This window comes from Thiocapsa sp. C2-2m (assembly GCF_041903745.1).
Lineage (GTDB): Bacteria > Pseudomonadota > Gammaproteobacteria > Chromatiales > Chromatiaceae > Thiocapsa > Thiocapsa roseilacustris.
Window position 1 is genome coordinate 40,336 of sequence record NZ_JBBWVD010000011.1, and the last position, 24,519, is coordinate 64,854.

Annotated in this window: 17 protein-coding genes and 1 pseudogene; 10 read left to right on the forward strand and 8 right to left on the reverse strand. The window is 64.5% G+C overall.

The genetic code is table 11. The annotated features are described in order from the left end of the window. Nucleotides 1-61 precede the first annotated feature (61 nt). The 3 genes from aceE to AADX97_RS10200 form a co-directional block, all read right to left on the reverse strand. Nucleotides 62-2,716 carry a pyruvate dehydrogenase (acetyl-transferring), homodimeric type gene (aceE, locus tag AADX97_RS10190; RefSeq protein WP_374234642.1) on the reverse strand — a complete coding sequence of 885 codons (2,655 nt, stop codon included), beginning with the start codon at nt 2,714-2,716 and terminating at the stop codon, nt 62-64. A gap of 162 nt (nt 2,717-2,878) precedes the next feature. Continuing rightward, nucleotides 2,879-3,067, reverse strand: coding sequence for a DUF29 family protein (locus AADX97_RS10195; RefSeq protein ID WP_374234682.1), 189 nt, complete (start codon nt 3,065-3,067; stop codon nt 2,879-2,881). A 190-nt stretch (nt 3,068-3,257) separates the two neighbouring features. Further along, on the reverse strand, nt 3,258-3,479 hold the full coding sequence (locus AADX97_RS10200; RefSeq protein ID WP_374234641.1) for a cysteine-rich CWC family protein: 222 nt from the start codon (nt 3,477-3,479) through the stop codon (nt 3,258-3,260). Between the two features lie 194 nt (nt 3,480-3,673). On the opposite strand from AADX97_RS10200, the gene AADX97_RS10205 reads away from it, so the two are divergent. The 3 genes from AADX97_RS10205 to AADX97_RS10215 all read left to right on the forward strand — a co-directional run bounded on the left by AADX97_RS10205 (nt 3,674) and on the right by AADX97_RS10215 (nt 7,813). After that, entirely contained in the window at nt 3,674-4,873 is a 1,200-nt protein-coding gene (locus AADX97_RS10205) for an adenosylcobinamide amidohydrolase (RefSeq protein ID WP_374234640.1), read from the forward strand. Next, entirely contained in the window at nt 4,864-5,829 is a 966-nt protein-coding gene (cbiB, locus tag AADX97_RS10210) for an adenosylcobinamide-phosphate synthase CbiB (protein WP_374234639.1), read from the forward strand. The genes AADX97_RS10205 and cbiB overlap by 10 nt, the downstream gene beginning before the upstream one ends. A 61-nt stretch (nt 5,830-5,890) precedes the next feature. Further along, nucleotides 5,891-7,813, forward strand: a complete 1,923-nt coding sequence (locus tag AADX97_RS10215) for a tetratricopeptide repeat protein (protein WP_374234638.1) — start codon at nt 5,891-5,893, stop codon at nt 7,811-7,813. 66 nt (nt 7,814-7,879) lie between these two features. On the opposite strand, the gene AADX97_RS10220 is transcribed toward AADX97_RS10215, so the two are convergent. The 5 genes and pseudogenes from AADX97_RS10220 to AADX97_RS10240 form a co-directional block, all read right to left on the reverse strand. After that, entirely contained in the window at nt 7,880-9,175 is a 1,296-nt protein-coding gene (locus AADX97_RS10220; RefSeq protein WP_374234637.1) for a DUF3422 family protein, read from the reverse strand. 190 nt (nt 9,176-9,365) lie between these two features. Next, complete coding sequence (locus AADX97_RS10225; RefSeq protein ID WP_374234636.1) at nt 9,366-9,542, reverse strand: hypothetical protein; 177 nt, start codon at nt 9,540-9,542, stop codon at nt 9,366-9,368. 167 nt (nt 9,543-9,709) lie between these two features. Then, nucleotides 9,710-9,889: pseudogene (locus AADX97_RS10230) on the reverse strand (hypothetical protein); the annotation flags it as partial. Between the two features lie 235 nt (nt 9,890-10,124). Continuing rightward, on the reverse strand, nt 10,125-11,045 hold the full coding sequence (gene ppk2 / locus AADX97_RS10235; protein WP_374234635.1) for a polyphosphate kinase 2: 921 nt from the start codon (nt 11,043-11,045) through the stop codon (nt 10,125-10,127). Between the two features lie 349 nt (nt 11,046-11,394). Then, entirely contained in the window at nt 11,395-12,342 is a 948-nt protein-coding gene (locus AADX97_RS10240; RefSeq protein ID WP_374234634.1) for a hypothetical protein, read from the reverse strand. A gap of 471 nt (nt 12,343-12,813) precedes the next feature. Here AADX97_RS10240 and AADX97_RS10245 point away from each other — a divergent pair, with 471 nt between their 5' ends. From AADX97_RS10245 to AADX97_RS10275, 7 genes are all read left to right on the forward strand, one after another. Next, nucleotides 12,814-15,003: a bifunctional UDP-sugar hydrolase/5'-nucleotidase gene (locus AADX97_RS10245; protein ID WP_374234633.1), complete on the forward strand. Its 2,190-nt coding sequence runs from the start codon at nt 12,814-12,816 to the stop codon at nt 15,001-15,003. Between the two features lie 348 nt (nt 15,004-15,351). Then, a complete protein-coding gene (locus tag AADX97_RS10250) occupies nt 15,352-16,755 on the forward strand; it encodes a bifunctional enoyl-CoA hydratase/phosphate acetyltransferase (RefSeq protein ID WP_374234632.1) in 1,404 nt (467 codons plus the stop codon). Nucleotides 16,756-16,774: 19 nt separating this feature from the next. Then, nucleotides 16,775-17,965, forward strand: coding sequence for an acetate/propionate family kinase (locus AADX97_RS10255; protein WP_374234631.1), 1,191 nt, complete (start codon nt 16,775-16,777; stop codon nt 17,963-17,965). A 67-nt stretch (nt 17,966-18,032) separates the two neighbouring features. Further along, nucleotides 18,033-18,812, forward strand: a complete 780-nt coding sequence (gene fabI, locus AADX97_RS10260; protein ID WP_374234630.1) for an enoyl-ACP reductase FabI — start codon at nt 18,033-18,035, stop codon at nt 18,810-18,812. 83 nt (nt 18,813-18,895) lie between these two features. Continuing rightward, nucleotides 18,896-21,346, forward strand: a complete 2,451-nt coding sequence (locus AADX97_RS10265; protein ID WP_374234629.1) for a DUF3141 domain-containing protein — start codon at nt 18,896-18,898, stop codon at nt 21,344-21,346. A gap of 107 nt (nt 21,347-21,453) precedes the next feature. Continuing rightward, nucleotides 21,454-22,404, forward strand: a complete 951-nt coding sequence (locus AADX97_RS10270) for an alpha/beta hydrolase (RefSeq protein ID WP_374234628.1) — start codon at nt 21,454-21,456, stop codon at nt 22,402-22,404. Nucleotides 22,405-22,477: 73 nt separating this feature from the next. Beyond that, nucleotides 22,478-24,517 carry an acyl CoA:acetate/3-ketoacid CoA transferase gene (locus tag AADX97_RS10275; protein WP_374234627.1) on the forward strand — a complete coding sequence of 680 codons (2,040 nt, stop codon included), beginning with the start codon at nt 22,478-22,480 and terminating at the stop codon, nt 24,515-24,517. Nucleotides 24,518-24,519: the final 2 nt, after the last annotated feature.

Here is a 24,519-nt window from a genome sequence, read left to right on the forward strand (position 1 = left end):
GGTCGACTTGCCGTATCACCGCATGGGATGACGGACGCGGTTTAGCGCGGTTTAGCGCGGTTCAGATCGTCACCGGGTTGGGTTTTTCCGGGTCGATACGGTATTTCCGAATCGCCTCGGAGACCGTCGCGGTCGGGATCTCGCCCTCGTCCGCCAATGCCTTCAGGGCGGCGACGACGATGTAGTAACGATTCACCTCGAAGAACTTTCGCAGCTGGCTGCGCATATCGCTGCGCCCGAAGCCGTCAGTTCCGAGTACCAGGTAGTGGCGTGGGATGTAGGGGCGGATCTGGTCGGCGTAGGTCCGGACATAGTCGGTGGCGGCGATGATCGGGCCTTGGGTCCCGGCCAGTTGCTCCTCGACATAGGTGGTGCGTTGGGGCTGGTCGGGGTGGAGCATGTTCCAGCGCTCCACGTCGATGCCTTCGCGCCGCAGCTCGTTGAAGCTGGTGACGCTCCAGACATCGGCGCCGACGTTGAAGTCCTTGGCGAGCAGCTCGGCCGCGGCCAAGACCTCGCGCAGGATGGTTCCGGCACCGAGCAGCTGAACCCGATGGGTGTGCTCCTCGCCCTGATGGACCGGATACATCCCCTTGAGGATCCCGGAAGCGGCGCCCTCGGGAAGCGCCGGTTGGACGTAGTTCTCGTTCATCGCCGTGACGTAGTAGAAGACGCTTTCCTTCTCCCGATACATCCGGCGTAGGCCGTCCTGGATAATGACGGCGAGCTCGTAGGCGTAGGCTGGGTCGTAGGCGACACAGTTCGGGATGGTCGCGGCGACCACCATGCTGTGGCCGTCTTGATGCTGCAGGCCCTCGCCGGCGAGCGTGGTGCGTCCGGCGGTGCCGCCGATCAGGAAGCCGCGGGCCTGCATGTCGCCCGCCGCCCAGGCCAGGTCGCCGATGCGCTGGAACCCGAACATGGAGTAGTAGATGTAGAAGGGGATCATGCTCTGGCCGTGGTTCGCATAGGCGGTGGCCGCCGCGATCCAGGACGACATGGCGCCCGCCTCGTTGATGCCTTCCTGCAGGATCTGACCCTTCTTATCCTCACGGTAGTACATGACCTGATCGGCATCGACCGGCTCGTAAAGCTGGCCGATCGAGGAGTAGATGCCGAGCTGGCGGAACATGCCCTCCATGCCGAAGGTGCGCGCCTCGTCCGGAACAATGGGGACCAGGTACTTGCCGATCGCCTTGTCGCGCACCAGGATGGTGAGGATGCGCACCATCGCCATGGTGGTCGACATCTCCTTGTCTCCGCTGCCTTCCAGGAGCGGTTTGAAGGCATCCAGCTCGGGGATCGGCAGCACCGCGGCATCGTCGCGACGCAACGGCAGGAAGCCGCCGAGCCGCTCGCGGACCTCGTGCATATACTGCATCTCGGGGCTGTCCTGCGGCGGCTTGTAGAAGGGCGCGGCGCCGATCTGGTCGTCCGAGATCGGAATATTGAAGCGGTCGCGGAAGGCTTTGAGGTGCGTCTCGCCCATCTTCTTTTGCGAGTGGGTGATGTTCATGCCCTCGCCGGCCACACCCATGCCGTAGCCCTTGACGGTCTTGGCCAGGATCACCGTCGGCTTGCCGTTCATGCGCATGGCCGCGTCGTAAGCCGCATAGACCTTGACCGGATCATGACCGCCGCGATTGAGGCGCCAGATGTCCTCGTCGGTCATATTGGCGACCAGGTCTTTGAGCTCGGCATACTTGCCGAAGAAATGCTCGCGGGTGTAGGCGCCGCCCTTGGCTTTGTAAGCCTGATAGTCGCCGTCGAGACATTCCTCCATGCGCTTGAGCAGGAGACCCTGCTTGTCGCGGGCGAACAAGGGGTCCCAATAGCTCCCCCAGACGACCTTGATGACGTTCCAGCCGGCTCCGCGAAAGACCGCTTCGAGCTCCTGGATGATCTTGCCGTTGCCGCGCACCGGACCGTCGAGACGCTGCAGGTTGCAGTTGACCACGAACACCAGGTTGTCGAGGCGTTCGCGCGCCGCCAGGGAGATGGCGCCCAGCGATTCGGGCTCGTCCATCTCGCCGTCGCCCAGAAAGGCCCAGACCTTACGCTCGCTCGTGTTGACCAGCTCCCGGTCGTTCAGATAGCGCATGAAGCGCGCCTGGTAGATGGCCATCAGCGGACCCAACCCCATCGAGACGGTCGGGAACTGCCAGAAGTTGGGCATCAACCAAGGGTGCGGATAGGAGGACAGGCCGTTGCCGTCGACCTCTTGGCGGAAGTTGTAGAGCTGCTCCTCGCTGATGCGTCCCTCCAGAAACGCTCGGGCATAGATGCCGGGCGCCGCGTGGCCCTGGAAGAAGATGAGATCACCGCCGTGGTCCTTGTCGCGCGCACGGAAGAAGTGGTTGTAGCCCACGTCGACCAGGGTCGCGGAGGAGGCGAAGCTCGAGATGTGACCCCCAAGCTCGGTGGAGAGCCGGTTCGCCTGCACCACCATGGCCATCGCGTTCCAGCGCACGAAGGAGCGGATGCGTCGCTCCATCGCGCGATCGCCGGGGAAGCGTTCCTGCTGCTGCACCGGAATGGTGTTCACGTAGGCGGTGTTGGCGGTGAACGGGAGATAGGCCCCCGAGCGGCGCGCCTTGTCGATCAGTCGCTCGAGCAAAAAATGGGCGCGCTCGACGCCTTCGTTCTCGAGCACGGCATCGAGCGAATCGAGCCATTCCTGTGTCTCTTGGGGATCGATATCGGGCTTGTTGGTCATGATGTTTCCCGGAAGCGGTCGAAGCGGTCGGCACGGGCAAAGCACGGAGTATATCAGCGCTCGAAGTTTGCAATGGTTAGAATTCGGGCGGTCAATGTATGCCGGGCGAGGGTGTTAGCCTCCAGCCCTTAGGCCTTAGCTTTTTACCTTTAACCTTTGGGGTCAAAGCTCATTCGGGTAAAAATCGAAATCGAGGATCCGGTCGATCGCGTAGGGGCACGTCTGGGGGAAGCGCTCGGGGTTCAATAGGGTCTCCCGCACGGCGATGTCGACGGCGTCGGGGTAGGCATCCTCGACGGCCTCCGGCACGAATGGCTTCACGCTGGGGCTTGACTGGATCTGACGCTGAATCTGTTTGCGTGGAAATCGGTCTTGTAGAGATCGGAGAGTGCAGTCATCGCGGTGTCCTCATCTCTGGGAGCGCGTTCTCGCGGCTGTAGGGCGCGGCGGTCAGAAGGATAGATTTCGTCGCCGTTCGCGTGCAATCGCAGGATGTGCCCGAACGACGGGCCTCCTGTCGCGGTCCCCGCGGACTCTCGGCCTATCGAGCAATCGGCTCCTCGTCACTGCCGCGGCTGCCGACGCGCCGGTTGACCGCCTCCAGACAGGCGACGCAGAGACAGTCCCGGTAGTGCTCGCCGAGGTAGTCGAGCGTCTCGGGTGTCAAGGCAACACCGATGCAGCAGCACCGCTCGACCCGGTTGGCTTTGCATTCGAAGCTGGCTCCGCAGCGTGGGCAGGTCTTCGACTCATGTTTTCCCATGGGTGTGCGTCTCGATCTCATCGTGATCGGCGACACGGTCGCCGATTAAGCATCCGGACTCAAGCGAACCGATTGCCGACCCGATTGACGTTGCGATCAGGAGGACTCCTGAGCTAGCCTCGGGCGTCCATCTGCCGGCCATCGCCCAAACATCCACTCAGGTATCCACAAGAACCCTGCAGTCAAGATCCCGCATGCTGCTCGAAGACACCGACCGCTATTGTCTGCATCGCGAGGGTCGCTACCTGTTTGCGGCCTTCGAACGTGCGCATCGCGTCATCAGTACCTGTCGCGTCAACGGCGGGATGTCCGAGTCGCTGACCCACCTCGCGAACCATCAGAGCTGCGAGGGTGTCGCTCATCTGGTGCGCTACGAGACGGTCCTGGGTCTCGGCGCCCGAGATTATCACGGACGGACCTGCTCCGAGGCCGGGCTTCCGCCCGAGACGACGGCCCTCATGGGGACCGCCGCCAATATGCAGTGTGCGGTCGTGGCGCACGCAGATGCGGAGGATCTTCGGGTGACGGTGGTGGCCACCGCCGGGGTGACCGGCAACGCCGTCCGAGCGGGTGATACGGCCGCTTGGCACGAGGAGGCCGACGGCAGTCGTCCCGCACGTCGCGGGTGTTCAGCGGAAATGGCGGGGCAGACCGGATTCGCGCGTCCGACCGCCGGCGATACACCGCCCAACGATTCAGGCTCGGGAACAATCGTCACCCTGGTCCTGATCAATCGGCCCTGCACGCCCGCGTGCTTGGTGCGCGCGGCGACCATGGTCACGGAGGCGAAAAGCACGGCTCTGCTCGACCTGCGGATGCCGAGCCTCCAGTCGCCGTGTCTCGCGACCGGCACCGGAACCGATCAGCTTGCCATCGCCGCCCCGCTGGCGCGCGAGGCCGAGTGGGAGCGGCACTGGGCGGGCGGTCACAACACCCTGGGCGAGCTGCTCGGGCGGGCGACGCATGACGCCGTCACCCGCTGTCTGCTGCTGCAGAACGGTATCGTTCCCGAGCTTAGGCGGACCATCTGTGCGGCGCTGGGTCGCTTCGGTTGCGACGAGGCGGCGCTGCGGGCCTGCGCTGAGTCCGAGCTGGATGCGCCGGGCGCGGCCGTCTTCGCCGCGAATCTCCAGGCCATCATTCATGATCCGCACAGCGCCGCAGCCGCCTATGGTCTGGCCGAGATCCTGGATCTGGTGCGCACCGGGGTGCTGCATGCCGAGGTCGCGCGCGAGGCGATCCTGAACCAGGCGGCGTTGCTCGGGGCGGCCGTCGCGGTCAAGCCCGAGCGGTTCCTCGCGCTGCGTGCGGAGCTGGCGCCGCATCAAGGGTTGCCGGACGGGCGCTTGGCCGCGCTCGCCGTCGTGCGGGGGTTTGCGTACAAATGGGACTGACCGAGCATCTCGCACTCGTCCTCGCGGCCTGTCTCCTGGACGCCTTGATCGGCGATCCCGTCTATCGTTTCCATCCCATTCGGATCATCGGGGCCTGGAGTCTCGGCTTGGAGCGTCTCTTGTTTGCCGTCGGTCTGAAGGGGCGTGCCGGCGGCGTCCTGCATTGGCTGCTGGTGGTCGGGGGCGCGCTGGCGGCCTGGTGGGGCGTTCGATCCACGCTCGGCGTCGTCCACCCGTGGGTGGCCTTTGCCTGGGATGTCTTCATCGCCTACAGCCTGATCTGCCCCCGTGATCTCCTGGATCACGGACGCCGGGTGCTCGTGGCGCTCGACGATCTCCCGCGGGCCCGCGCGCGGCTGCGGATGCTGGTCGGTCGCGATACCGACCAATTGGAGCGCGACGGCATCGTCCGCGCGACCATCGAAAGCCTCTCGGAGAATCTGACCGACGGGGTCCTGACGCCCTTGTGGGCGCTGTGTCTCTTCGGTCTGCCGGGTCTGATCCTGGTGAAGGCCGTGTCGAGCCTGGATTCGATGGTCGGCTACAAGAACGAACGCTACCGCCGTTTCGGCTGGGCCGCGGCGCGCTCGGACGATCTCGTCCATTGGATCCCGGCAAGGCTCTCGGTCCCCTTGATCGCGGCCGCGGCGGCAGTGCTCAAGCTGCACCCGCAGCTGGTCTTTCGTGCCGCGTCCGACTATCACGCCATGCTTCCCAGCCCGAACTCCGGCTGGAGCGAGGCCGCCTGCGCCGGCGCGCTGCGGGTCCGCCTGGTCGGTCCGATTCGCTACGGGGGGATGCTCGTTACCGAAGATTATATGGGCGATCCCGATTGGCCGGCCGATCTCGGGGCAGGGGACCTCGAGCGCGCGCTGCGCCTGATCCGGGTCGCCTGCCTCTTCGCACTCCTCGTCGGTCTGGCCATTGTGCCTCTGCGCACCGTTCTGCCATGGTGAGCTGCCGATGATCGGCTCCCTCGGAGTCCAATCCAGTCAATGTCCGCGTCTCGAGGTTCTCATGTCCAGAAAGACCGCCAAGCCTAAGTTGGGTGCCTCCGCCGTGCTGTCCAGCCAGCTCAAGGCGATCGAGCGTCTGATGGAGCGCAGAGATTACGCGACCGCGGCGCGTCGGCTGCGCGCCTTGATTGAGGCCCACCCGGATCAAAGCGGTCCCCGGCGCCTGCTCGTGGAGGCGCTGCAGGGTAGCCAGGGAAGCGGCGCTGCGGCCATCGCCGCGTTCGATTGGGCGGAGCGTCGACCCAAGAGCTTGCCCGCACAGGAGATGCTCTTTCGATACGCACTGCAATTCGGGCATGTCATGTTGGCGGATCGCACCGCGGAGCGGCTGCGTGCGCTCGGTTCCGAAACGCCTGGGTTTCCGGTGGCGCCCGCGATCCGCGAGGATCTGCTGCGGCAGCCCGACGGGTCGAACGCGACCGCCGAGCAGATGCTGCTCTTCGATATCGGCAAGCTCCATCTGGATGGGCATGATTTCGCCGGCGTCGTGCGTTGGCTGGACGGGGTCGATCTTACGCCGGCCAAGAACAATCGAGCGATGTCGCTGTTCCATCTCGATCGCATCGAGGATGCCCTGGCGGCCTTCCTGGGGCTCTGGAAGGCGGATCCGGACAACCTCTTCGCTTTGGGATGGGCAGCGCGCTTGCGACTCTACCAGGGCGACGAGACCGGCGCCCTGGGCCTGACGACGCCTTTGGCCGCTGCGACGGCTCGCCGGCTCGAGGATGCCGTGCCGCAGCTCGATGCCTTGCTGCTGTTGGGCGAGGATGGCGCCGCGTTGGACGCCTTCGCGCGGGTCGAGCGGTGTGACTGGTTCGGGATCGGAGAGCCTCGGCAACAGGCGATGCTGAACCATTTGGCCGCCTGCGCGGCGAGTCGGCTGGGTGAGGCAAAGCGGGCGCGGGCGCTCTGCAAGGCATCGCTCGAGCGCGTGCCGAATTTCAAACCCGCCCTCGAGGCTCGCACGATTCTCGACGACGCGGGCGATGCCTTGGCGTATCCGCCGGTGTTCGGTCTCGGGCAGGCGTTGCCGCTGATCTGGCTGAACCGGATGCGTGATGCCGGGAACGACGGCTTTTCGCACCTCGGAAAGGTGACGGCATCCAATGACTTCCTCGATGCACTCTACGTCGGCGGTGACGACGGCCTGCGCGGTCTGGTCGCCTTCATCCTCCAATATCGCGCCGAACGGGGCGATCCGGACGCGGTCGTGCGTTTGAAACGGTTCGCCTGCCTGCCGATCGGGACCCGGGAGACGCGCTTCGGGTTCCTGCGTCCGCTCCACGACAAGGGTCTGCTGCCGCACGGCGAGCCGCTCGAAATCTGGGACGGCGAGCGCGTGACGCAGGTCAGATTGGTCAGCACCGAGATCAGACGTGAGCCCGAGCCGAGCAATCTTCCCAAGGATCTCGAGATGCTCCTCCAACGCTCGATAGACCGCTTCAATGAGCGCGATTATGCGGGCGCGGAGATCCTCTTGACTCGGATCCTTGAGTACGCCCCCGGGCATCGTGTCGCACTCGGCAACCTCGCCGCGATCCGCGGCGCTCAAGGCCGCCCTCAAGAGGCGCTGGATCTGCTTCGCAATGTCATCGCCCGTTATCCCGACTACATCTTTCCGCGCTGCAATCTGGCCGTCATGCTGATCGAGGCCGGCGAGCTCGACGAGGCCGCTCGTTTGCTGGAGGGGCTCTACGAGCGCCCGAGCCTGCACGTGCAGGACATCTTCGTGCTCTATGGCGCACTCGCGATGCTGAGCCGAGCGCGCGGCGACCAGGCGGCTGCGGACGGTCTGCTCGCCAGTCTCGAGCCATTGGTCGAAGACGAGGACGACGCGCGCCGGCTGACCCTCGCCAAGCGTTTGCAGGGGCGGACCACGCCCGGCGTCGGCAAGCGCGGTTGGTTCAAGCGCGAGGGCGCCTGATGCGCTCTCGGGTCGCCCGGTCGCTCGGCCGCTTGGCTGGGGCTGGGGCTGGGGCTGGGCGCAGGATCACTCCGATCCGGCAAGACGCCGTTTGATCCGTCTGAGTCCGAACCAGGCGAATCCGATCACGAAGGGGAGGGCGACCCCCATCCAGAGCGCGGCGTCGATCGGCGCACCGCCGCTCTGAAGGCCCTTGAGCGCGTATCCGATGAGGCCGACGCCGTAGTAGCCGATCGCGATGACGGAGAGCCCTTCGACGGTCTCTTGCAGGCGCACCTGGAGATGGGCGCGGCGATCCATGGACTCCAACAGCCGCCGGTTCTGCTCTTGCAGCGAGACATCCACACGGGCGCGCAAAAGGCCGGTGATGCGGGCCGCGCGCTCGGCCAAGTCGTGCTGACGGCGTTGGGTGGCCTCGCAGGTCGCGATCGCCGGGGCCAAGCGCGCGTCGAGGAATTCGGACAGGGTCTGCAGGCCTTCGATCCTGTTTTGGCGAAGCTGCTCGAGCCGCTGTTGGATCATCCCGTAATAGGCACGCGAGGCATCGAAGCGATAGGTGGTTCGGGCCGAAACCGCCTCGATGTCCGCGGCGAGCCTGGTCAGCTCGCCCAGCAGCTCGCTCTCGAAGGCCGTCTGATCGGACGCGCCTTGACTCGATAGGCGTGATACGACCATCGCCAAGCGACGATCGGCGTCGCTGAGGGCTGCAGTCACGCCCCGCGCCAGGGGGAACCCGAGCAGCGCCATGGCCCGGTAAGCGTTGATCTCCAGCACGCGTTTGGCCAGTCGCCCGGCCTGATTGTCGGACAGACCGCAGGCGCGCAGCAGGATCCACGAGTACCCGTCGGCATGGATCTTATGGTCGGACCAAGCACGACCCGCACCCCCGACCACTTCCGAGCCGATGACGGGGTTGCCGTCGAAGAGCGCGACCAGCTCATCGTTCGTGCGCTCGGGCAGATCGCAGGGCTCGATGGCCAGCGAGGTCGCGGTGATCACCTCGCCGGGCAGGTCGCGCAGCCAGTCCTGCGGCAGATCGTCGAGCAGCGGATCGGCGAACGGGTGAGCGAAGGCGCCGCGCTGGCTGAAGGTATAGGTGACGAACTCGGTATGGCGCTCCCAACGTAGACGCATGGGTCCGAGGTCGATCCAATAGTGCTGATCGACCGTCGCCGGGATCGGCAGCCCGTAGTGGGCGAGAAGTCGCTTCAGGTGCTCGACGTTGCGACCGCCCCCGCGCTCGCCCGAGACCGCGGCCAGGTGCGAGACCCGTTCGGGCGCGCGCAGGGGCTCGAAGGTGCGGGCGTGCAGCTCGTCGGTGACGAGATGACGGAGCAGATGCTCTTTAAAGAGGAGTGACATGCCGTGAGGGTCCTTGTTGGGCGGCGCGAGTGTAACCGGGGGTTGTGACGAAGACTAGACACGACCCCGGCTCTCGATCCCTGCTCAAGCGTCCTTCATAAGTCGATCGCGCGTGTCGCGACGCGCCGCAGATCGCGCAGGCAAGCGATACCCTTCCGGGCCGGTATCGCGTGGTCAACACCGGCGGGATTCAGTCCGAGCTCTGCCCGGCGTCGGTCTCCTGAAGATCACCCTCGGATCGCTCAACATCGGCCGCTTCGGATGGAGTGCTGCTGTTTTCCGTCTTTCGCTTCTGCTTATCTTCTTTTTTCTTTTTCTTCTGCAGGTCGCGCTGGCGTTTCTCGAACGCATAGTTTGTCTTGGCCATCGTGATGCTCTCGCTGTTCGGTGCCGTGACCGTCGAGACTGTCGGTCGGGCACCGGAAAAAGGAATTGAAAGGGAGGCGAAGACGTCGGATCCCTTCGATTGGTCGAAAGGTCTCCTTCGCTTGCCTTCGCGGCGTGCTTCCGAGGGATAGGGACTGGATCCATGGGCCCGAGCCGGCATTGCTTCAGCGGGTCACGGATACGCACCGGGCAGCGCGGCGGCCTTGCCTCGTCCGTGAGGGAGAACCAGTCCTTGATCGAGCGGATCGCCGAGCGTACCAGCATCGGCTCGCATGCTCTAGCGAGAAGGGCTGCCGAGGACCGATGCGGTCCGGGGGCGCTCGGAATCCTCGGGGCTCGTGCAAGGGTACCGCGAACAGCCTGTCAGGTCCGCGAAAACTCCCGATGATTGCGATCGAACGGGAGATTTCTTGCGGCGATTCGGCGGGGTGGCCGGGCTCAGGTGGGCTGGCTCGGCGGCTTTCATGCCGACGCCGGGGGTTCTACGCGGATGACCCACGGCGACGGGCAAAGCCTCGCTGGCGAACGTGCGGCGGCCTCGTGGGCGAGGTACGCCCGACCGTCAGTAGTATTTCGGCACGAACAGCTGTTCAGGCAGCGGCTCGCGCTCGTACTCCGGATTGAAGACCCGGTCGGGGAGCGTGATTTGCTCGTGCGGCACCTCCTTGTAGGGAACCTGGCTCAGCAAGTGGCGGATGCAGTTGAGCCGCGCGCGCTTCTTGTCGTTGGCTTCGACAACGAACCAGGGTGCCTCGGGGATATTGGTGCGCGCGAAGGTCTCTTCCTTTGCCTTCGTGTAGTCCTCCCACCGAACTCGGGATTGGAGATCCATCGGGCTCAGTTTCCATTGCTTCAGCGGGTCATGAATCCGCATGAGAAAGCGCAGCTGCTGCTCCTGGTCGGTGATGGAGAACCAGTATTTGATCAAGCGGATGCCCGAGCGCACCAGCATCCGCTCGAACTCGGGTACGTCCTGAAAGAACTGCTCCACTTGCTCCGCGTTGGCGAAGCCCATGACGCGCTCGACCCCGGAGCGGTTGTACCATGAGCGATCGAACAGCACGATCTCCCCGCCGGAGGGCAGGTGTGAGACGTAGCGCTGGAAGTACCACTGGGTCCTCTCCTGCTCGGTCGGCTTCTGCAGCGCGACCACCCGAACAACGCGCGGATTGAGACGCTGGGTAATGCGTTTGATGACGCCGCCCTTGCCCGCCGCGTCGCGCCCCTCGAAGATCACCAGGACCTTCTCCCCGGTGTGCTCGACCCAGTTGTGGAGCTTGATGAGCTCGGCCTGCAGCCCCAGCAGGGAGCGGAAATAGGTCAACCGATCCAGGGTTGCCGGGTGCGTCCGTTTGTAGGTCTTGCGGAGCTCTTCGGAGAGTGCCGGCTCGGAGATCTCGAGCTCGTAGTCTTCGTCGAGCGTATCCGCGAGCTCGGACGCCAGCCAGTCCATGGCTTCCGGGTTTTCGTTATCGATCGTCATCGTGTTGCTCCATACCCGCCGCGAATGAAAGTTGTGTTTGGACGAATGTTCGTCATCCCGCGGATCGAGCGGGCTGTCTTCGATCCTCGCCGCAACGATTGCATCCTGTCCGCCGACACCGGGATCCCATGAACCCGGGTCGCTTCATAGACCCGCTCGACGGGAGTAAATCAGATGGAAATGACCCTTTCATGAACCCTAAGGCGATCATTGAGCGCCATCGGTGCCTGTTTCATGCGGTGCCTCGCAGGTACTGGGATCAGTGGGGTCCGTGCCGACCCCGCTGCTCGAGGTCGGAATATTGCGGATCGCTTGCGAGGGGTCGGGAGGTTGTCGCCAACAAGGCCGGTCAGCCGACGCCGCCGAACCAAAAGGCGGTGTCTGCCCCCAAGAATTGACCGTGGGGCATGTAGTGAGAGCCGTCGCAGGAGAAGGTCAGGCCAACCATGCCGTTGAAGAGGTTAATGGACGACTGACGCAGGTAGATGTTTTCGTCCACCAGCCGCAATCCCTTGAAGCGGTCGAGGATCGGGACGATGTCGGTGTTCGGAACGACTGCGTCGATGGGATAGCGGCAGGGCGGATACAGGAGGCAGATGTCGGGATCCAACAGGGCCTCTTGGTCCAGGATGCGATAGCGGTAGGGGTCGTTCAGTGTCCAGATGGTGGCCTGGCTGCTGGAGAAGTGGATCTGGCACTGGAAGACCCCGCGTTCGGTCAACAGCTCGCCGAGGATCGACAGGGCGCGATCCAGGTTGCGGTCCATCGAGCTCTCGACCCGGCACTGCAGGAACAGGTTGCCTCGGATCGCCGGATCCCCCTTGACCTGACGCCAGGCGTCGGGCTCCCTATAAAGCTCCGCGGTCACCGGCAGGTCGCGCAGATCGAAGTCGGCCCCCAAGTACCCGAGCGGCCCACTATCCCCCCACACCATCTGCAGCGCAGTCAGCGACGGCCGCCGCTTCCTCAAGCTGATGTAGGCGTCCGAGAGCAGGAATCCCCAGGGAGGCACAGGCTCGCGCATGTAGGGACGGTCCGATCGGTTGCGTCCGAAGTGCCCCGATTCCATCCCGCTGGCTCCCAGATTGTCGGAGACCTGAACGCCGTCGATCCCCAGGCAATAGAGAAAGGCGCGATGCGGAATCTCCGGGAAGCCTTCGGCGAGGACCCGATTGAGGCCCGCTCGGTCGCTCCAGACGGCCCCGCAGCGCGCGGCGAGAGCGGCCATGGGTTGATGGAGGATGTGCGCGAGCTGTTCGCGCTGACGATAGATACTGTCTTTCCAGGTTGTGTGCATGGCTGCGTTCCCGGCTGGGTCTTGCTGGGCCGAATCGATAAAAGGGTGCGCCGGACGACAGTGGGCGTGCGAGGTGCTCCAGGATTGCCGATGCCTTAGGAGTACTGATTTTAAAGCATATATCATACCATATAATTAGCTTTAGTCTTTGCGAGATATTACCCGAGCGATCCTGATTCGAGGAAGGCCAACCTCGAGACAAGGGGTACCCCGCCGATTCCTGCGGCAGCGGCTATGCTCGAGGCCACCGCCGCGATGCAATGACCGCGACCGAGCTACCGCGGAGGCTCGCTCCGCAATCCCGCGCAGCGGTCGTCATCGAAGCGTCATCGTCTCTTCGGCTGGCTGTCACCGAATCTTGCCACACTAGCTCGGGAGCGAATCGAGTGGGTCGCGGATCGGACGCAGCTTGGCGACTCACCGGCCGGGACCCCAACCAAACCAGAATCGAGCCGACCGGAGGAATCCAGCATGATCATCATCCGAGCCCCTTGGCTCGCCTTGGCGACCGCGTTGATCGCGGGTATGGTCCTCGCCCTCCCCGGCGCGGCGAACGCCCGTCTGCCCGGACAGTCAGGCCTTCCAATTCTTTCGGTTCAGGACGCCGCCGCCTACGAAGGCGAGGGTCGACTGTCCTTTCCGATTAAGCTCGACCGACCCGCGCCGAGGGATCTGCGCATCATCGCCGTTCCGCTTCCGGATACCGCAAGGCCGGTTGTGGACTATCGCCCCGGCCCCGTGTGGGCCACATTCCCCGCGGGCGCAACCGAAGGGTCTCTGGAGGTCGGAATCCGCGATAATAGGGTTGTCGGTCCGGACGTCACCTTGACCCTGGGGATCGCCGCTGCGCCCGGTGCGATCGTCGCGAAGGGCACGGCCATCGGCACCATCCGCGACGATGAGCCGCTGACGATCAATCTGCTCCACATCAACGATCATCACTCGAACCTCCAGCAAATCAGAACGACGCTCGACCTCGGCACATCCGGCGGTCCCTTTTCCGCCCCGATCGGTGGTTTCCCGCGGGTGACGGCCAAGATCAAAGCGCTTGAGTCGCGGCTCGACAACCTCGTCAAGATCCACGCCGGGGACGCCATCACAGGAACGCTCTTCTACACCCTGTTCCAGGGCGAGGCCGACGCCGATCTCATGAATACGGCCTGCTTCGATGTCTTTGCGCTCGGCAACCACGAGTTCGACGACGGTGACGGGACCCTGGTGAAGTTCCTCGATTTCTTGGGGTCGAACCCTGCATGCGACACCACGACGATCGCCGCCAACGTGGTTCCGGCGCTCGGAACGCCGTTGGCGCCCGAGACGGCAAACGACTACATCCAGCCTTACGTGATCAAGGAGTTTCAAGGCCAGAAGGTTGGATTCATCGGGATCGACATCGCCGAGAAGACGCGCTTCTCATCTCAGCCCTTGCCGACCACGCGGTTCCTCGATGAGGTACAGACCGCGCAAGCCTATGTCGACGAGCTGTCTGCGATGGGGATCGGCAACATCGTCCTCGTGACCCATTACGGCTATGCGAACGACCTCGCACTCGCTCGAGCCGTGACCGGTGTGGATGCCATCATCGGCGGCGATTCGCACACCCTGCTCGGCGATCTCGGGCAGTACGGCTTGCCCTCGGCCGGTGACTACCCGACCCTCACCACGAACGCGGACGGCGACCCGGTCTGCGTCGCGCAGGCTTGGCAGTATGCCCAGGTCGTCGGCGAGCTGGCCGTCACCTTCCGCGAGGGCAAGGTCGACACCTGCGGCGGCACGCCTCATCTCTTGCTTGGCGACGGCCTTGAGCGAAGCCGTCTACCGATTCCCGAGCCGGAGCTTACCGAGATCCTGACGCTCATCGATGCGGATCCGAGCCTTGGTCTTGTGACGCCGGATCCAACAGCCGAGGCGATCCTTGCCGAGTATGCGGCCCAGGTCGACGAGCTCAGTCAGGAGGTGATCGGCCAAGCGGGCGAGGTCATCTGCGAGCGCCGTGTCCCGACCGAGCCCCGCGGGAGTGCACCCTGCAACGGCGACGCCGTTTCCATATCGGGGGCGGAGCTGAACGTGAACGGCGGATTCAGCCAGCAGATCGTGACCGACGCCTTCTTGGCGCGCGCCTTCCGGGCGGACATCGCGCTACAGAACGGCGGCGGCGTCCGCATCACGATTCCGGAGGGAGATATCACGATCGGGACCGCCTATACCCTGTTGCCATTCTCCAACACCCTGGTCGAGCTTGAGCTGTCCGGGCAAGAGGTGCTCGACAGCATCGAGGATGGTCTCGCGTTCTACGCGTCCAATCCGAGCGGCAACACGGGGGCCTTCCCCTACGGCTCGCATATCCGTTGGGACATCGATATGACCCAAGCCAAGGGCGCGCGGATCAGCGACGTCGAGGTGAAGGATCGATCCACCGGGATATGGGCGCCGCTCGAACCCTCGGAGGCCTATATCGTCGTGACCAACAGCTTCCTGGCCAACGGCGGTGACGGGTACGCCACCTTCAAGGCCGCCGCGGAAGACCGGCGAGTGACCGATACCTTCATCAATTACGCACAGGGATTCGTCGACTACCTGGTCCAGGATCTCGGCGGTGGAAACCTCTTCGTGCCGCATCAGCCGGACTTCTCGACTCAGTCGTTCGAGCCCTTGCCCTGACCGGTTCTTTCCCGACCGGTCGTTGTCGTTGTCGTTGTCGTAATCGTGGTCGTTGTCGTATCGATGGTCGACAACGACAACGACAACGAACGATCTCGCCCCATCTGCCGTGCTGGACTAGGGTGATTTCCGGAAAAGATACGACCGGCGTTGGCTTTGCGTGGACGCCGACTCGGCTTCATGCCGGCCGTCCGGCTCCATCGAGTTTCTCGGAATCGACATCTCTTCGACACGTCTTCTTCATCGACGCCCGTTATCCTGTTGTGCAGCGCAACATCCCGCGGCACCCTGCCATTTTTTGTTCCCGACCCTGTCAGCCGCCAATCTTCTCAGCCGGAGGTCTTCACCATGGCCGAGTACCTTGAGAACCGGGTCTTCGACGAGATCCAAGTCGGTCAGACCGCAGAGCTTCAACGCACCTTGACGCGTGACGATATCGCACTCTTCAGCAAGGTCTCGGGCGATCTGAATCCGACCCACATCGACGAGGAGTATGCGAAGGCGCGGGGTGCCAAAGGCGTGGTCGGTCACAGCCTTTGGGCAACCAGCCTGATCTCCAGCCTCTTCGCAAACGTTCTGCCCGGCCCCGGGACGGTTTACCGCACCCAGGACGCGGTCTTTCATCGGACCGTCGATCTCGGCGATTCCCTAACCGGCCGTGTCAAGGTCGTTGAAAAGGGGCCCGAGACGCTGGTGGTCTTCGCCTGCGAGGTCCTCAACCAGCGCCACGAACCTGTGATGACGGGTCTCGCCTCGGTCAATGCGCCGACCGAGAAGCTGCGGATCGAGATCCCGGATCTCGCCGAGATCTCGGTGCGTCATCACGACAGCTTCGGGGTTCTCCTGGAGCAGGTGACACGGCTCGAGCCCGTGCCGACCGCGGTTGTTCATCCGGTGGATCAGGTGTCGCTGGAAGGTGCGATGGAGGCCGCCGAGAGCGGCTTCATCCTGCCGATCCTGATCGGGCCGGAGGCGCGGATCCGAGCGATCGCCGAGCAGTACGGCATCGGTTTGGGCAGTGCACGGATCATCGATGTCGAGCACAGCCATGCCGCGGCGGCCCGTGCGGTCGGGTTGGCGCGCGAGGGTGTTGCCGAGATCCTCATGAAGGGCAGTCTTCACACCGACGAGGTGCTCGCCGCGGTTGTCGACCGCGCGACCGGGATCCGCACCGAGCGGAGGATCAGCCATATCTTTCTGATGGATGTGCCGACCTATCCCAAACTGCTGCTGATCTCGGACGCCGCGGTCAACATCGCCCCCGACCTGGAGGCCAAGGCCGACATCTGCCGCAATGCGATCGACCTGGCCCACACGATTGGCGTCGAGCGACCCAAGGTCGCGATCCTTTCCGCCGTCGAGACGATACGTCCCAAGATCCAGTCGACGCTGGATGCGGCGGCGCTCTGCAAGATGGCCGATCGCGGCCAGATTACGGGCGGCATCCTGGACGGTCCGCTCGCGATGGACAACGCCATCAACCTGGAGGCGGCCCGTATCAAGAAGATTGAATCGGAGGTTGCCGGGGTGGCTGATGTCCTGATCGCGCCGGACCTGGAGGCCGGCAACATCCTGGCCAAGCAACTGATCTTCCTGGCAAACGCCGAGGCATCCGGGATCGTCCTGGGTGCGCGGGTGCCGATCGTCCTCACCTCGCGCGCGGACAGCGTGCGGACCCGCCGTGCCTCCGCGGCCACGGCGGTCCTGCATGCCCATGCGGTGCGACGCGGTCTCCACAAGGCCGAGCACTGAAGGAGCGCCGGAGACAGCCATGAGCGAGTTGATCCTGACGCTGAACGCCGGCTCCTCGAGCATTAAGTTCGCGGTCTACGCGGTCGAGGGCGACCGCCTGAAGCAGACGATGAAGGGGCAGGTCGAGGGGATCGGCACTCGGCCGCATTTCGTCGCCAAGTCCGCAGACGGGGCCTTATTGAGCGAAAGCTACTGGGAGCCTGTCGATGGCGCACAGGGTCATGCGCGTGCCTTCAAACAGATCTGGAATTGGCTGGCATCGGCTGCCGAAGGCGATCGGATTAAGGCTGTGGGTCACCGCGTGGCCCATGGTGGCGAGGCGTACGCTCAGCCGGTCCTGATCGACGACGCCGTGATCGATGTTCTGACCGGCCTGATCCCGCTGGTCCCCCTGCATCAGCCCAACAACCTGGCTGCCATCCGTGCGGTCGCGGCGGATCACCCCGATCTGCCGCAGGTCGCCTGTTTCGACACCGGCTTTCATCGGGGTCGTCCGACAGTCACCGAGCAGTTTGCCCTGCCGCGTGCGCTGCTCGATCGCGGGATCAAGCGCTACGGCTTCCATGGTCTGTCCTACGAGTACATCGTCGAGCGGTTCCGCGAACTCGCCCCGGAGCTGGCCTCCGGTCGGATCGTGGTCGCGCACCTGGGCAGCGGATGCAGCATGACCGCGATCAAGGAGGGTCGCAGCGTCGAGACGACGATGAGCTTCTCGGCCCTGGACGGTGTCCCGATGGGGACACGTTGCGGGGTGCTTGACCCGGGCGTGATCCTCTTTCTGATGCGCGAGGAGCACATGGGCGTCGCCGATCTGGAGCGGCTGCTCTACAAAGACTCGGGTCTGCTCGGTCTCTCGGGCGTCAGCAATGATCTGCGTGACCTTCATCGCAGCGACGACCCCAAGGCGGCGGAAGCAATCGACTATTTCGTCTACCGCATCGGGCAGACACTCGGCGCGCTCTGCGCCGCGATCGGCGGAATCGATGCACTCGTCTTCACGGCCGGGGTCGGCGAGAACGACGCCGAAATCCGTGCCCGCGTCTGTCGGGATGCCGCCTGGCTCGGCATCGTCGTCGATCCGGAGGCGAACGCCGCGGGGGCGCTGTGCATTAGCCCCGAGGGTCGGCAGCCGTCGGTCTGGGTCATCCCGACCGACGAGGAGCGGATGATCGCGATCCATACGTTGCGGGTCGTGCGCGCCGCGGCCTAAACCGCGTCCAGCGCGACATGCGTCATTTTCACTTTGCGTTTGCTGAATCATCTCACCGGAATCGCACATGATCGATCAAGACTATTTCTCCCTTGCCGGCAAGAAGGGCCTGATCCTCGGTATCGCCAACGAGCATTCCATCGCCTACGGCTGTGCCCGCGCCTTCAAAACCCTGGGTGCCGATCTGGCTGTGACCTATCTGAACGAGAAGGCGCAACCCTTTGTCGAGCCCTGCGCCCAAGCGGTCGATGCCGGCCTCTTTCTGCCGTGCGACGTGACCCAGGAGGGCCAGCTCGAAGGGGTCTTCGAGACGATTCGGGAGCGTTGGGGCCGGCTCGACTTCGCCGTCCACTCGATCGCCTTTGCACCGCGTGAGGATCTGCAGGGTCGGCTGGTCGACAGCTCCGCGCACGGCTTCGGCGTGGCCGTCGATGTCTCGGCCCACTCCTTCCTGCGGATGTCCAGGCTCGCCGAGCCCCTCATGAGCGACGGCGGCTCCCTCTTCGCCATGACCTTCTTCGGGTCCGAGCGGGTGGTGAAGACCTACAACCTGATGGGACCGGTCAAAGCGGCGCTTGAGTCAGCGGTGCGTTACACCGCCGAGGAGCTGGGGCCCAAGAACATCCGCGCCTTCGCCGTCTCTCCCGGACCGCTGGCGACCCGTGCGGCGTCGGGCCTCAAGGACTTCGACGAGTTGATGGAGGAGGCCCGCACCAAATCGCCGCTCGGTCGGCTCGCGACGATCGACGACGTGGGGGCGGTCACGGCCATGCTGGCGACCCGCACCGGCGTCATGCTGACGGGCCAGACCATTTACGTGGACGGCGGTTACCACATCAAGGGTTGAGATCGAGATCGGGCCTTCGGTCGGGAGTCGACGTCGTGACCGGATCCATACCGAGAAACGCACTGATTCAGCGGAGCAATGCCATGTTCGATGTCGCCGATTTCGCAAAGTATTCGGATCCCTTCAAGCTGCTCGCACAACCTCTCGACCCGCAGGGCGTCTTCGACGCTTGGGCCCGACTCCTGCCGTTGTCCCGAGCCTCGACGAACGGCGCCGAGTCCAAGCCCGCCGACTCAGGTTCCGGTCTGCCCGACCTCAAGGTCGACGAGTACGCCGATTATGCGAAGGATCTGGAGCGGATCCTTCAAGCCCATGGTTGGCAGGCGTCCGAGAGCGCACTGGCCAACATCCGTAAGAACATCGATGTCTGGACCAAGGTCAGCGGTGCCTTCATGACGCCCATGCTGGGCAAGGACTGGCTCGACTACATGCTGGATGCGTCGCAGCGTTCCGTGCTCTACGCCGATGCCTTGCGTCAGCGGGGCAACTTCTTTGTCGAGCACGAAGAGGGCAGCGACAAGACGGTGCTGAGCTGGGATCACGAGATGGTCGTCGACGGCACCAAGCTGGCGCGTCCGGTGAACTATTCGCTGGTCCGGATCGTCCCGCCGACCGGCGTCACGGTGCGCGAGGATGGTCGGCCCTACATCATCATCGATCCGCGTGCGGGCCACGGCTCGGGAATCGGCGGATTCAAGAACGAAAGCGAGGTGGGTGCCGCCATCCATCAGGGCCATCCGACCTATTTCGTGACCTTCACGCGCCTGCCCATGCCCGGCCAGACCCTGGCCGACGTGACGGCGGCCGAGGCCGACTTCGTTCGGGAGGTGCGTCGGCGCCATCCGGATTCGCCTAAACCCGTCGTGATCGGCAACTGTCAGGGCGGCTGGGCGGCAATGCTGCTGGCTGCGACCAACCCGGACATCACGGGTCCGGTCGTCGCGAACGGCGCGCCGCTCTCCTATTGGGCGGGACAAAAGGGCAAAAACCCCATGCGCTATCTGGGGGGGCTGGTCGGCGGCGCGACCTCCGTGAAGCTCCTCTCGGATCTCGGCAACGGCCAGTTCGACGGGGCCAATCTGGTCTCCAACTTCGAGCGCCTGAGCCCGAGCACGACCTGGTGGTCGAAGTATTACAGCCTCTGGGATCAGGTCGACACCGAGGTCCCGCGCTTCGTCGGCTTCGAGCGCTGGTGGGGCAGTTTCTACTACATGACCCCGGAGGAGATCAGCTGGATCGTCGAGAATCTCTTCGTCGGCAACCGTCTCGGACGCGGCTGTGCGAATCTCAACGAGCGCACCCATGTGGATCTGCGCAACATCAACTCCCCCATCATCATCTTCGCCTCGCACGGGGACAACATCACGCCGCCGCAGCAGGCGTTGGGGTGGATCGCGGATCACTACAAGGATGTCGAGGAGATCCGGGCCCGCGGACAGCGCATCCTCTACACGCTCCACGAGAATGTCGGTCACCTGGGGATCTTCGTCTCCTCGTCGGTCGCCAAGAAGGAGCATGACCAGATCATCTCCACACTCAAGGCGATCGAGGCCCTGGCGCCCGGACTCTACGAGATGGTCATCGCCGAGGTCCAGGGCGAAGGCGTTGAGAAGACCTTCAAGGTCGCCTTCGCCGAGCGCAGCATCGAGCAGATGATGGAGCAGACCGGCGGGGACGATTCCAATCGGCCTTTCGCTGCGGTCGCCCGTTTCTCCGAGATCGGCACCGAGATGTATGACCTGACCCTGCGTCCATTCGTCCAGGCGATGAGCAACGAGACCACCGCCAAACTGCTCGCCGATACCAGCCCGATGCGGATGCAACGCTGGCTCGAGAGCGATCGCAACCCCCTGATGCAGCCTCTCCCGGGATTCGCTGAGGAGGTCCGTCAGCAACGCCGTCCGGCCGCGGACGACAATCCCTTCCGGATCATGGAGCGGGCCGGTGCCGGTCTGGTCACCCAGTGGTTGGACAACGCGCGCGACATGCAGAACGCCATGATCGAGTGGAATTTCCACCTGCTCTGGGGTGCGCCGCCGGTGCAGGCCATGGGCGAGCAGCTCAGCCGCACCGTCAGCGAGGCGCCGCGCGAAGATCTGCGGACCCTGACCTCGGTCCAGGATGCGCTTGATCGGATCGAGCTCGGCGACTTTGCCGACGGCGTCATTCGGATGCTCATCTTCCTGGCTCAGTCGCGCAAAGAGGTGCGGCGTTCTCGTTTGGAGCGCTCCAACCGCATGCTGATGGCGACCGAGCCCTTTGCGAGCATGAAGCCGAAGCACCGCACTCGCATGATCCACAAGGAGAGCCTGATCGTCGGCTACGAGCCGGAAGCGGCGCTGGCCGCCTTGCCGAAGCTGATCGTCTCGATGGAGGATCGGCGCCGCGCCATGGCCCTCTGCGAAGAGATCGCAGGCGCTCGCGACGAGATGAGTCCGGAGACGCTTGCGATGCTCGATCGCTTGGCGCGGGCGCTGGATCTCGAGCCGTCGCCCGCGTTGGTCGAAACCGAAACCCTGCGTAAGATCGCCTGAGGCCGCGGAGCAGGGCAGGTCGGTCGACGGCGGATTGACCTGCCCCCGCAATCGAAGCCGAGCCGCCATGCCGGCGAGGCGAAATCGCGATCGAGCGAGGAGCGCGAATGACGAACGAGCGTGACCTGCGGATCCCGCAGCCCCTGCGGGATTGGCTCTTTGCCCAACGCGAGGCCAAGCACAAGGCCCGCGAGCATGGCTATCGGCGCACGGCCACCAATACCCGCGAGGGATGGGATTTGGTCACCCGTCGGTTCGTGACCGAGTCCCCCGAGGTTGCTTGGGTGCGCGACGACCTGATCCCGGGGCCGGACTATCGGGTTCCGGTCCGCGTCTATCACCCGCAACCGGATCGGCCGCTCCCCGTAGCCCTCTTCGTCCACGGTGGCGGCCATATTGCCGGCGGCGTCTCACTCTACGATCCGATTGCGCGGCGCTTGGCGCTCGCGGCAAATCGGCTGGTGGTCTCGATCGAGTACCGACTGGCACCCGAGTGTCCCTATCCGGCCGCACTCAAGGACGCCATGGCCTGCGCCAAGCGGGTCTTTCGGTTGCTCGAGAATCTGGACATGCCCCATGAGCCGCGCCTCGCCTTGATGGGCGACAGCGGCGGGGGTGCGCTCTGCGCGACCGTGTCTCATCTGGCACAGTTCGACGCGGGCATGACGATCGAGCGTCAGGTGCTGCTGTACCCGAGCTTGGATTACACCCTGTCGCAACCCTCGGTGACGGAGAACGGGGAGGGTTTCCTCCTCGAGCGCGAGCGGATCCTCTGGATGTTCGATGCCTATCTCCAGAATGCCGAGGATCGGCGCGCCATCTCGCCGTTTTATATGGATCTGACCCCGGATTATCCCGCGACCCTGGTGATCACCGGCGAATTCGATCCACTGCGCGACGAGGGCATTGCCTATGCCGACCGCTTGGAGCTTCAAGGGATCCGCGCGGAGAAACGGGTCATGCCGGGGATGATCCATGGGTTTCTGAACCTCGAGGCCATGGTCCCGGAGGCCTGTGCCGAGGTTTACGACACGATCGGTGCCTTTTTGGCTGCATGATTGCACGCGCGAGCACGCGATACGATCGGCAGGCGCACCGCATCCGACTTCAAACAGCAGTCGAGACACATCCATGAGCACGACATCCCGGCCCGCGCATTTCGAATCCGACGCCGCCGCAGACGCGGCGCCCAAGGCGCACCCGATGGCCCAGCGCCCGTCCGGAGGCCAAGCCGCGCGCGGCAAGCTGGTCACCGCAGCGGATGCCGTTCGGCTGATCCGCAATGGCGACACGGTTGCGACCGGCGGATTCGTCGGCATCGGTTTCGCCGAGGCGGTCGCGCGCGCCTTGGAGCAACGCTTCCTCGAGACAGGCGCGCCGCGCGATTTGACCCTGGTCTATGCCGCGGGACAGGGTGACGGCAAGGAGCGCGGGCTCAATCACTTGGGGCACGCGGGCTTGGTCCGTCGGGTCATCGGCGGCCACTGGGGACTGGTGCCGAAGCTCCAAGAGCTGGTCAACTCCGGGGCGATCGAGGGCTACAACCTGCCCCAGGGTGTCCTTGCCCATCTCTTTCGCGATATCGGGGCCGGCAAGCCGGGCACCATCACCCGGGTCGGTCTGGAGACCTTCGTGGATCCGCGCAACGGCGGCGGTCGACTCAACGATCGGACCACCGATGAGCTGGTCCGCATTCTGGAGATCGACGGCGAGGAGTATCTCTTCTACAAGGCATTCCCGATCGACGTCGCCATCGTCCGCGGGACGACCGCCGACCCGGACGGCAACGTCACCATCGAGAAGGAGGCGCTGATTCTGGAGTCGCTCGCCTTGGCGACGGCGGCGCACAACTCGGGCGGGATGGTGATCGTTCAGGTCGAGCGGATCGCCGACCGGCACACCCTCAATCCACGCCAGGTGCGCATCCCGGGCATCCTGGTGGATTGCGTCGTGGTGGCACCGCCCGAGCATCATTGGCAGACCTTTGCCGAACCCTACAGTCCGGCCTTCAGCGCCGAGATCCGGGTGCCCATGCAGTCGATTGCTGCCCTGCCGCTGAATGCACGCAAGGCGATCGCACGGCGTGCGGCCTTCGAGCTGCGACCGAACGCCGTCGTCAATCTCGGCATCGGCATGCCCGAGGGCATCGCCAACGTGGCCAACGAGGAAGGCATCCTCGACTATGTCACCCTCACGGCCGAGCCGGGGCTGATCGGCGGACTGCCGGCCGGCGGGTTGAACTTCGGCGCCGGGACCAATATCGCCGCTCTGGTCGACCAACCGGCCCAGTTCGACTTCTACAACGGCGGCGGCCTGGATCTCGCGTTCCTCGGTCTGGCCCAAGCCGATGCCGAGGGCAACGTCAATGTCAGCCGCTTCGGTCCCAAGCTGGCCGGCGCCGGTGGCTTCATCGACATCAGTCAGAACGCGAAGAAGCTGGTCTTTGTCGGGACCTTTACGACCGCCAAGGGCGCGATCCGGATCGGCGACGGGAGGGTCTCCGTGGCGGAGGGTGATGGCGGGCGCAAGTTCATCGAGCAGGTGGAGCAGGTGACCTTCAGCGGCGAGCGTGCCCGCCGGGTCGGTCAGCCCGTCCTTTACATCACCGAGCGTTGTGTCTTCGCCATGCGTCCCGAGGGCCTGACCCTGGTCGAGATCGCACCGGGCGTTGATTTGGATCGCGACATTCTCGCCCACATGGATTTCCGTCCGCGGATCGCCGAGCCCCTCGAGACCATGGATCCGCGGATTTTCACCGACCAGCCCATGGGGCTCGAAAAGGATCTGCTGGAGATCCCGCTCGTCGATCGTTTGGTCTACGAACCGGAGAAGAATCTGCTCTTCATCAACCTCGAGGCCTTCGCGGTCAACGACCCGGCCGATATCGCACGAATCCGCGCGGCGGTGGAGTCCGTCGTCGAGCCCCTGGGTCACAAGGTCGATGCGGTCGTGAACTACGACAACTTCTCGATCCGCCCCGACTTGGTCGGTCCCTATGCGGCGATGGTGGAGGATCTGGTGGCGCGCTTCTATCGGGACATCACGCGCTACACCACGAGCGCCTTCCTCCGCATGAAGCTCGGCGAGTCGCTCGCGGCACGGGGTCTGGCCCCGCATGTCTACGAAAGCCGCGAAGAGGCCAAGCGCGGAATCGAAGGGATGAAGGATTAAAC

Excerpts from the sequence above, each read along its gene's own strand:
- aceE (WP_374234642.1), bottom strand. The coding sequence starts at position 2,716 with ATGACCAACAAGCCCGATATCGATCCCCAAGAGACACAGGAATGGCTC.
- AADX97_RS10200 (WP_374234641.1), bottom strand. The coding sequence starts at position 3,479 with ATGGGAAAACATGAGTCGAAGACCTGCCCACGCTGCGGAGCCAGCTTC.
- AADX97_RS10205 (WP_374234640.1), top strand. The coding sequence starts at position 3,674 with ATGCTGCTCGAAGACACCGACCGCTATTGTCTGCATCGCGAGGGTCGC.
- cbiB (WP_374234639.1), top strand. The coding sequence starts at position 4,864 with ATGGGACTGACCGAGCATCTCGCACTCGTCCTCGCGGCCTGTCTCCTG.
- AADX97_RS10215 (WP_374234638.1), top strand. The coding sequence starts at position 5,891 with ATGTCCAGAAAGACCGCCAAGCCTAAGTTGGGTGCCTCCGCCGTGCTG.
- AADX97_RS10220 (WP_374234637.1), bottom strand. The coding sequence starts at position 9,175 with ATGTCACTCCTCTTTAAAGAGCATCTGCTCCGTCATCTCGTCACCGAC.
- AADX97_RS10225 (WP_374234636.1), bottom strand. The coding sequence starts at position 9,542 with ATGGCCAAGACAAACTATGCGTTCGAGAAACGCCAGCGCGACCTGCAG.
- ppk2 (WP_374234635.1), bottom strand. The coding sequence starts at position 11,045 with ATGACGATCGATAACGAAAACCCGGAAGCCATGGACTGGCTGGCGTCC.
- AADX97_RS10240 (WP_374234634.1), bottom strand. The coding sequence starts at position 12,342 with ATGCACACAACCTGGAAAGACAGTATCTATCGTCAGCGCGAACAGCTC.
- AADX97_RS10245 (WP_374234633.1), top strand. The coding sequence starts at position 12,814 with ATGATCATCATCCGAGCCCCTTGGCTCGCCTTGGCGACCGCGTTGATC.
- AADX97_RS10250 (WP_374234632.1), top strand. The coding sequence starts at position 15,352 with ATGGCCGAGTACCTTGAGAACCGGGTCTTCGACGAGATCCAAGTCGGT.
- AADX97_RS10255 (WP_374234631.1), top strand. The coding sequence starts at position 16,775 with ATGAGCGAGTTGATCCTGACGCTGAACGCCGGCTCCTCGAGCATTAAG.
- fabI (WP_374234630.1), top strand. The coding sequence starts at position 18,033 with ATGATCGATCAAGACTATTTCTCCCTTGCCGGCAAGAAGGGCCTGATC.
- AADX97_RS10265 (WP_374234629.1), top strand. The coding sequence starts at position 18,896 with ATGTTCGATGTCGCCGATTTCGCAAAGTATTCGGATCCCTTCAAGCTG.
- AADX97_RS10270 (WP_374234628.1), top strand. The coding sequence starts at position 21,454 with ATGACGAACGAGCGTGACCTGCGGATCCCGCAGCCCCTGCGGGATTGG.
- AADX97_RS10275 (WP_374234627.1), top strand. The coding sequence starts at position 22,478 with ATGAGCACGACATCCCGGCCCGCGCATTTCGAATCCGACGCCGCCGCA.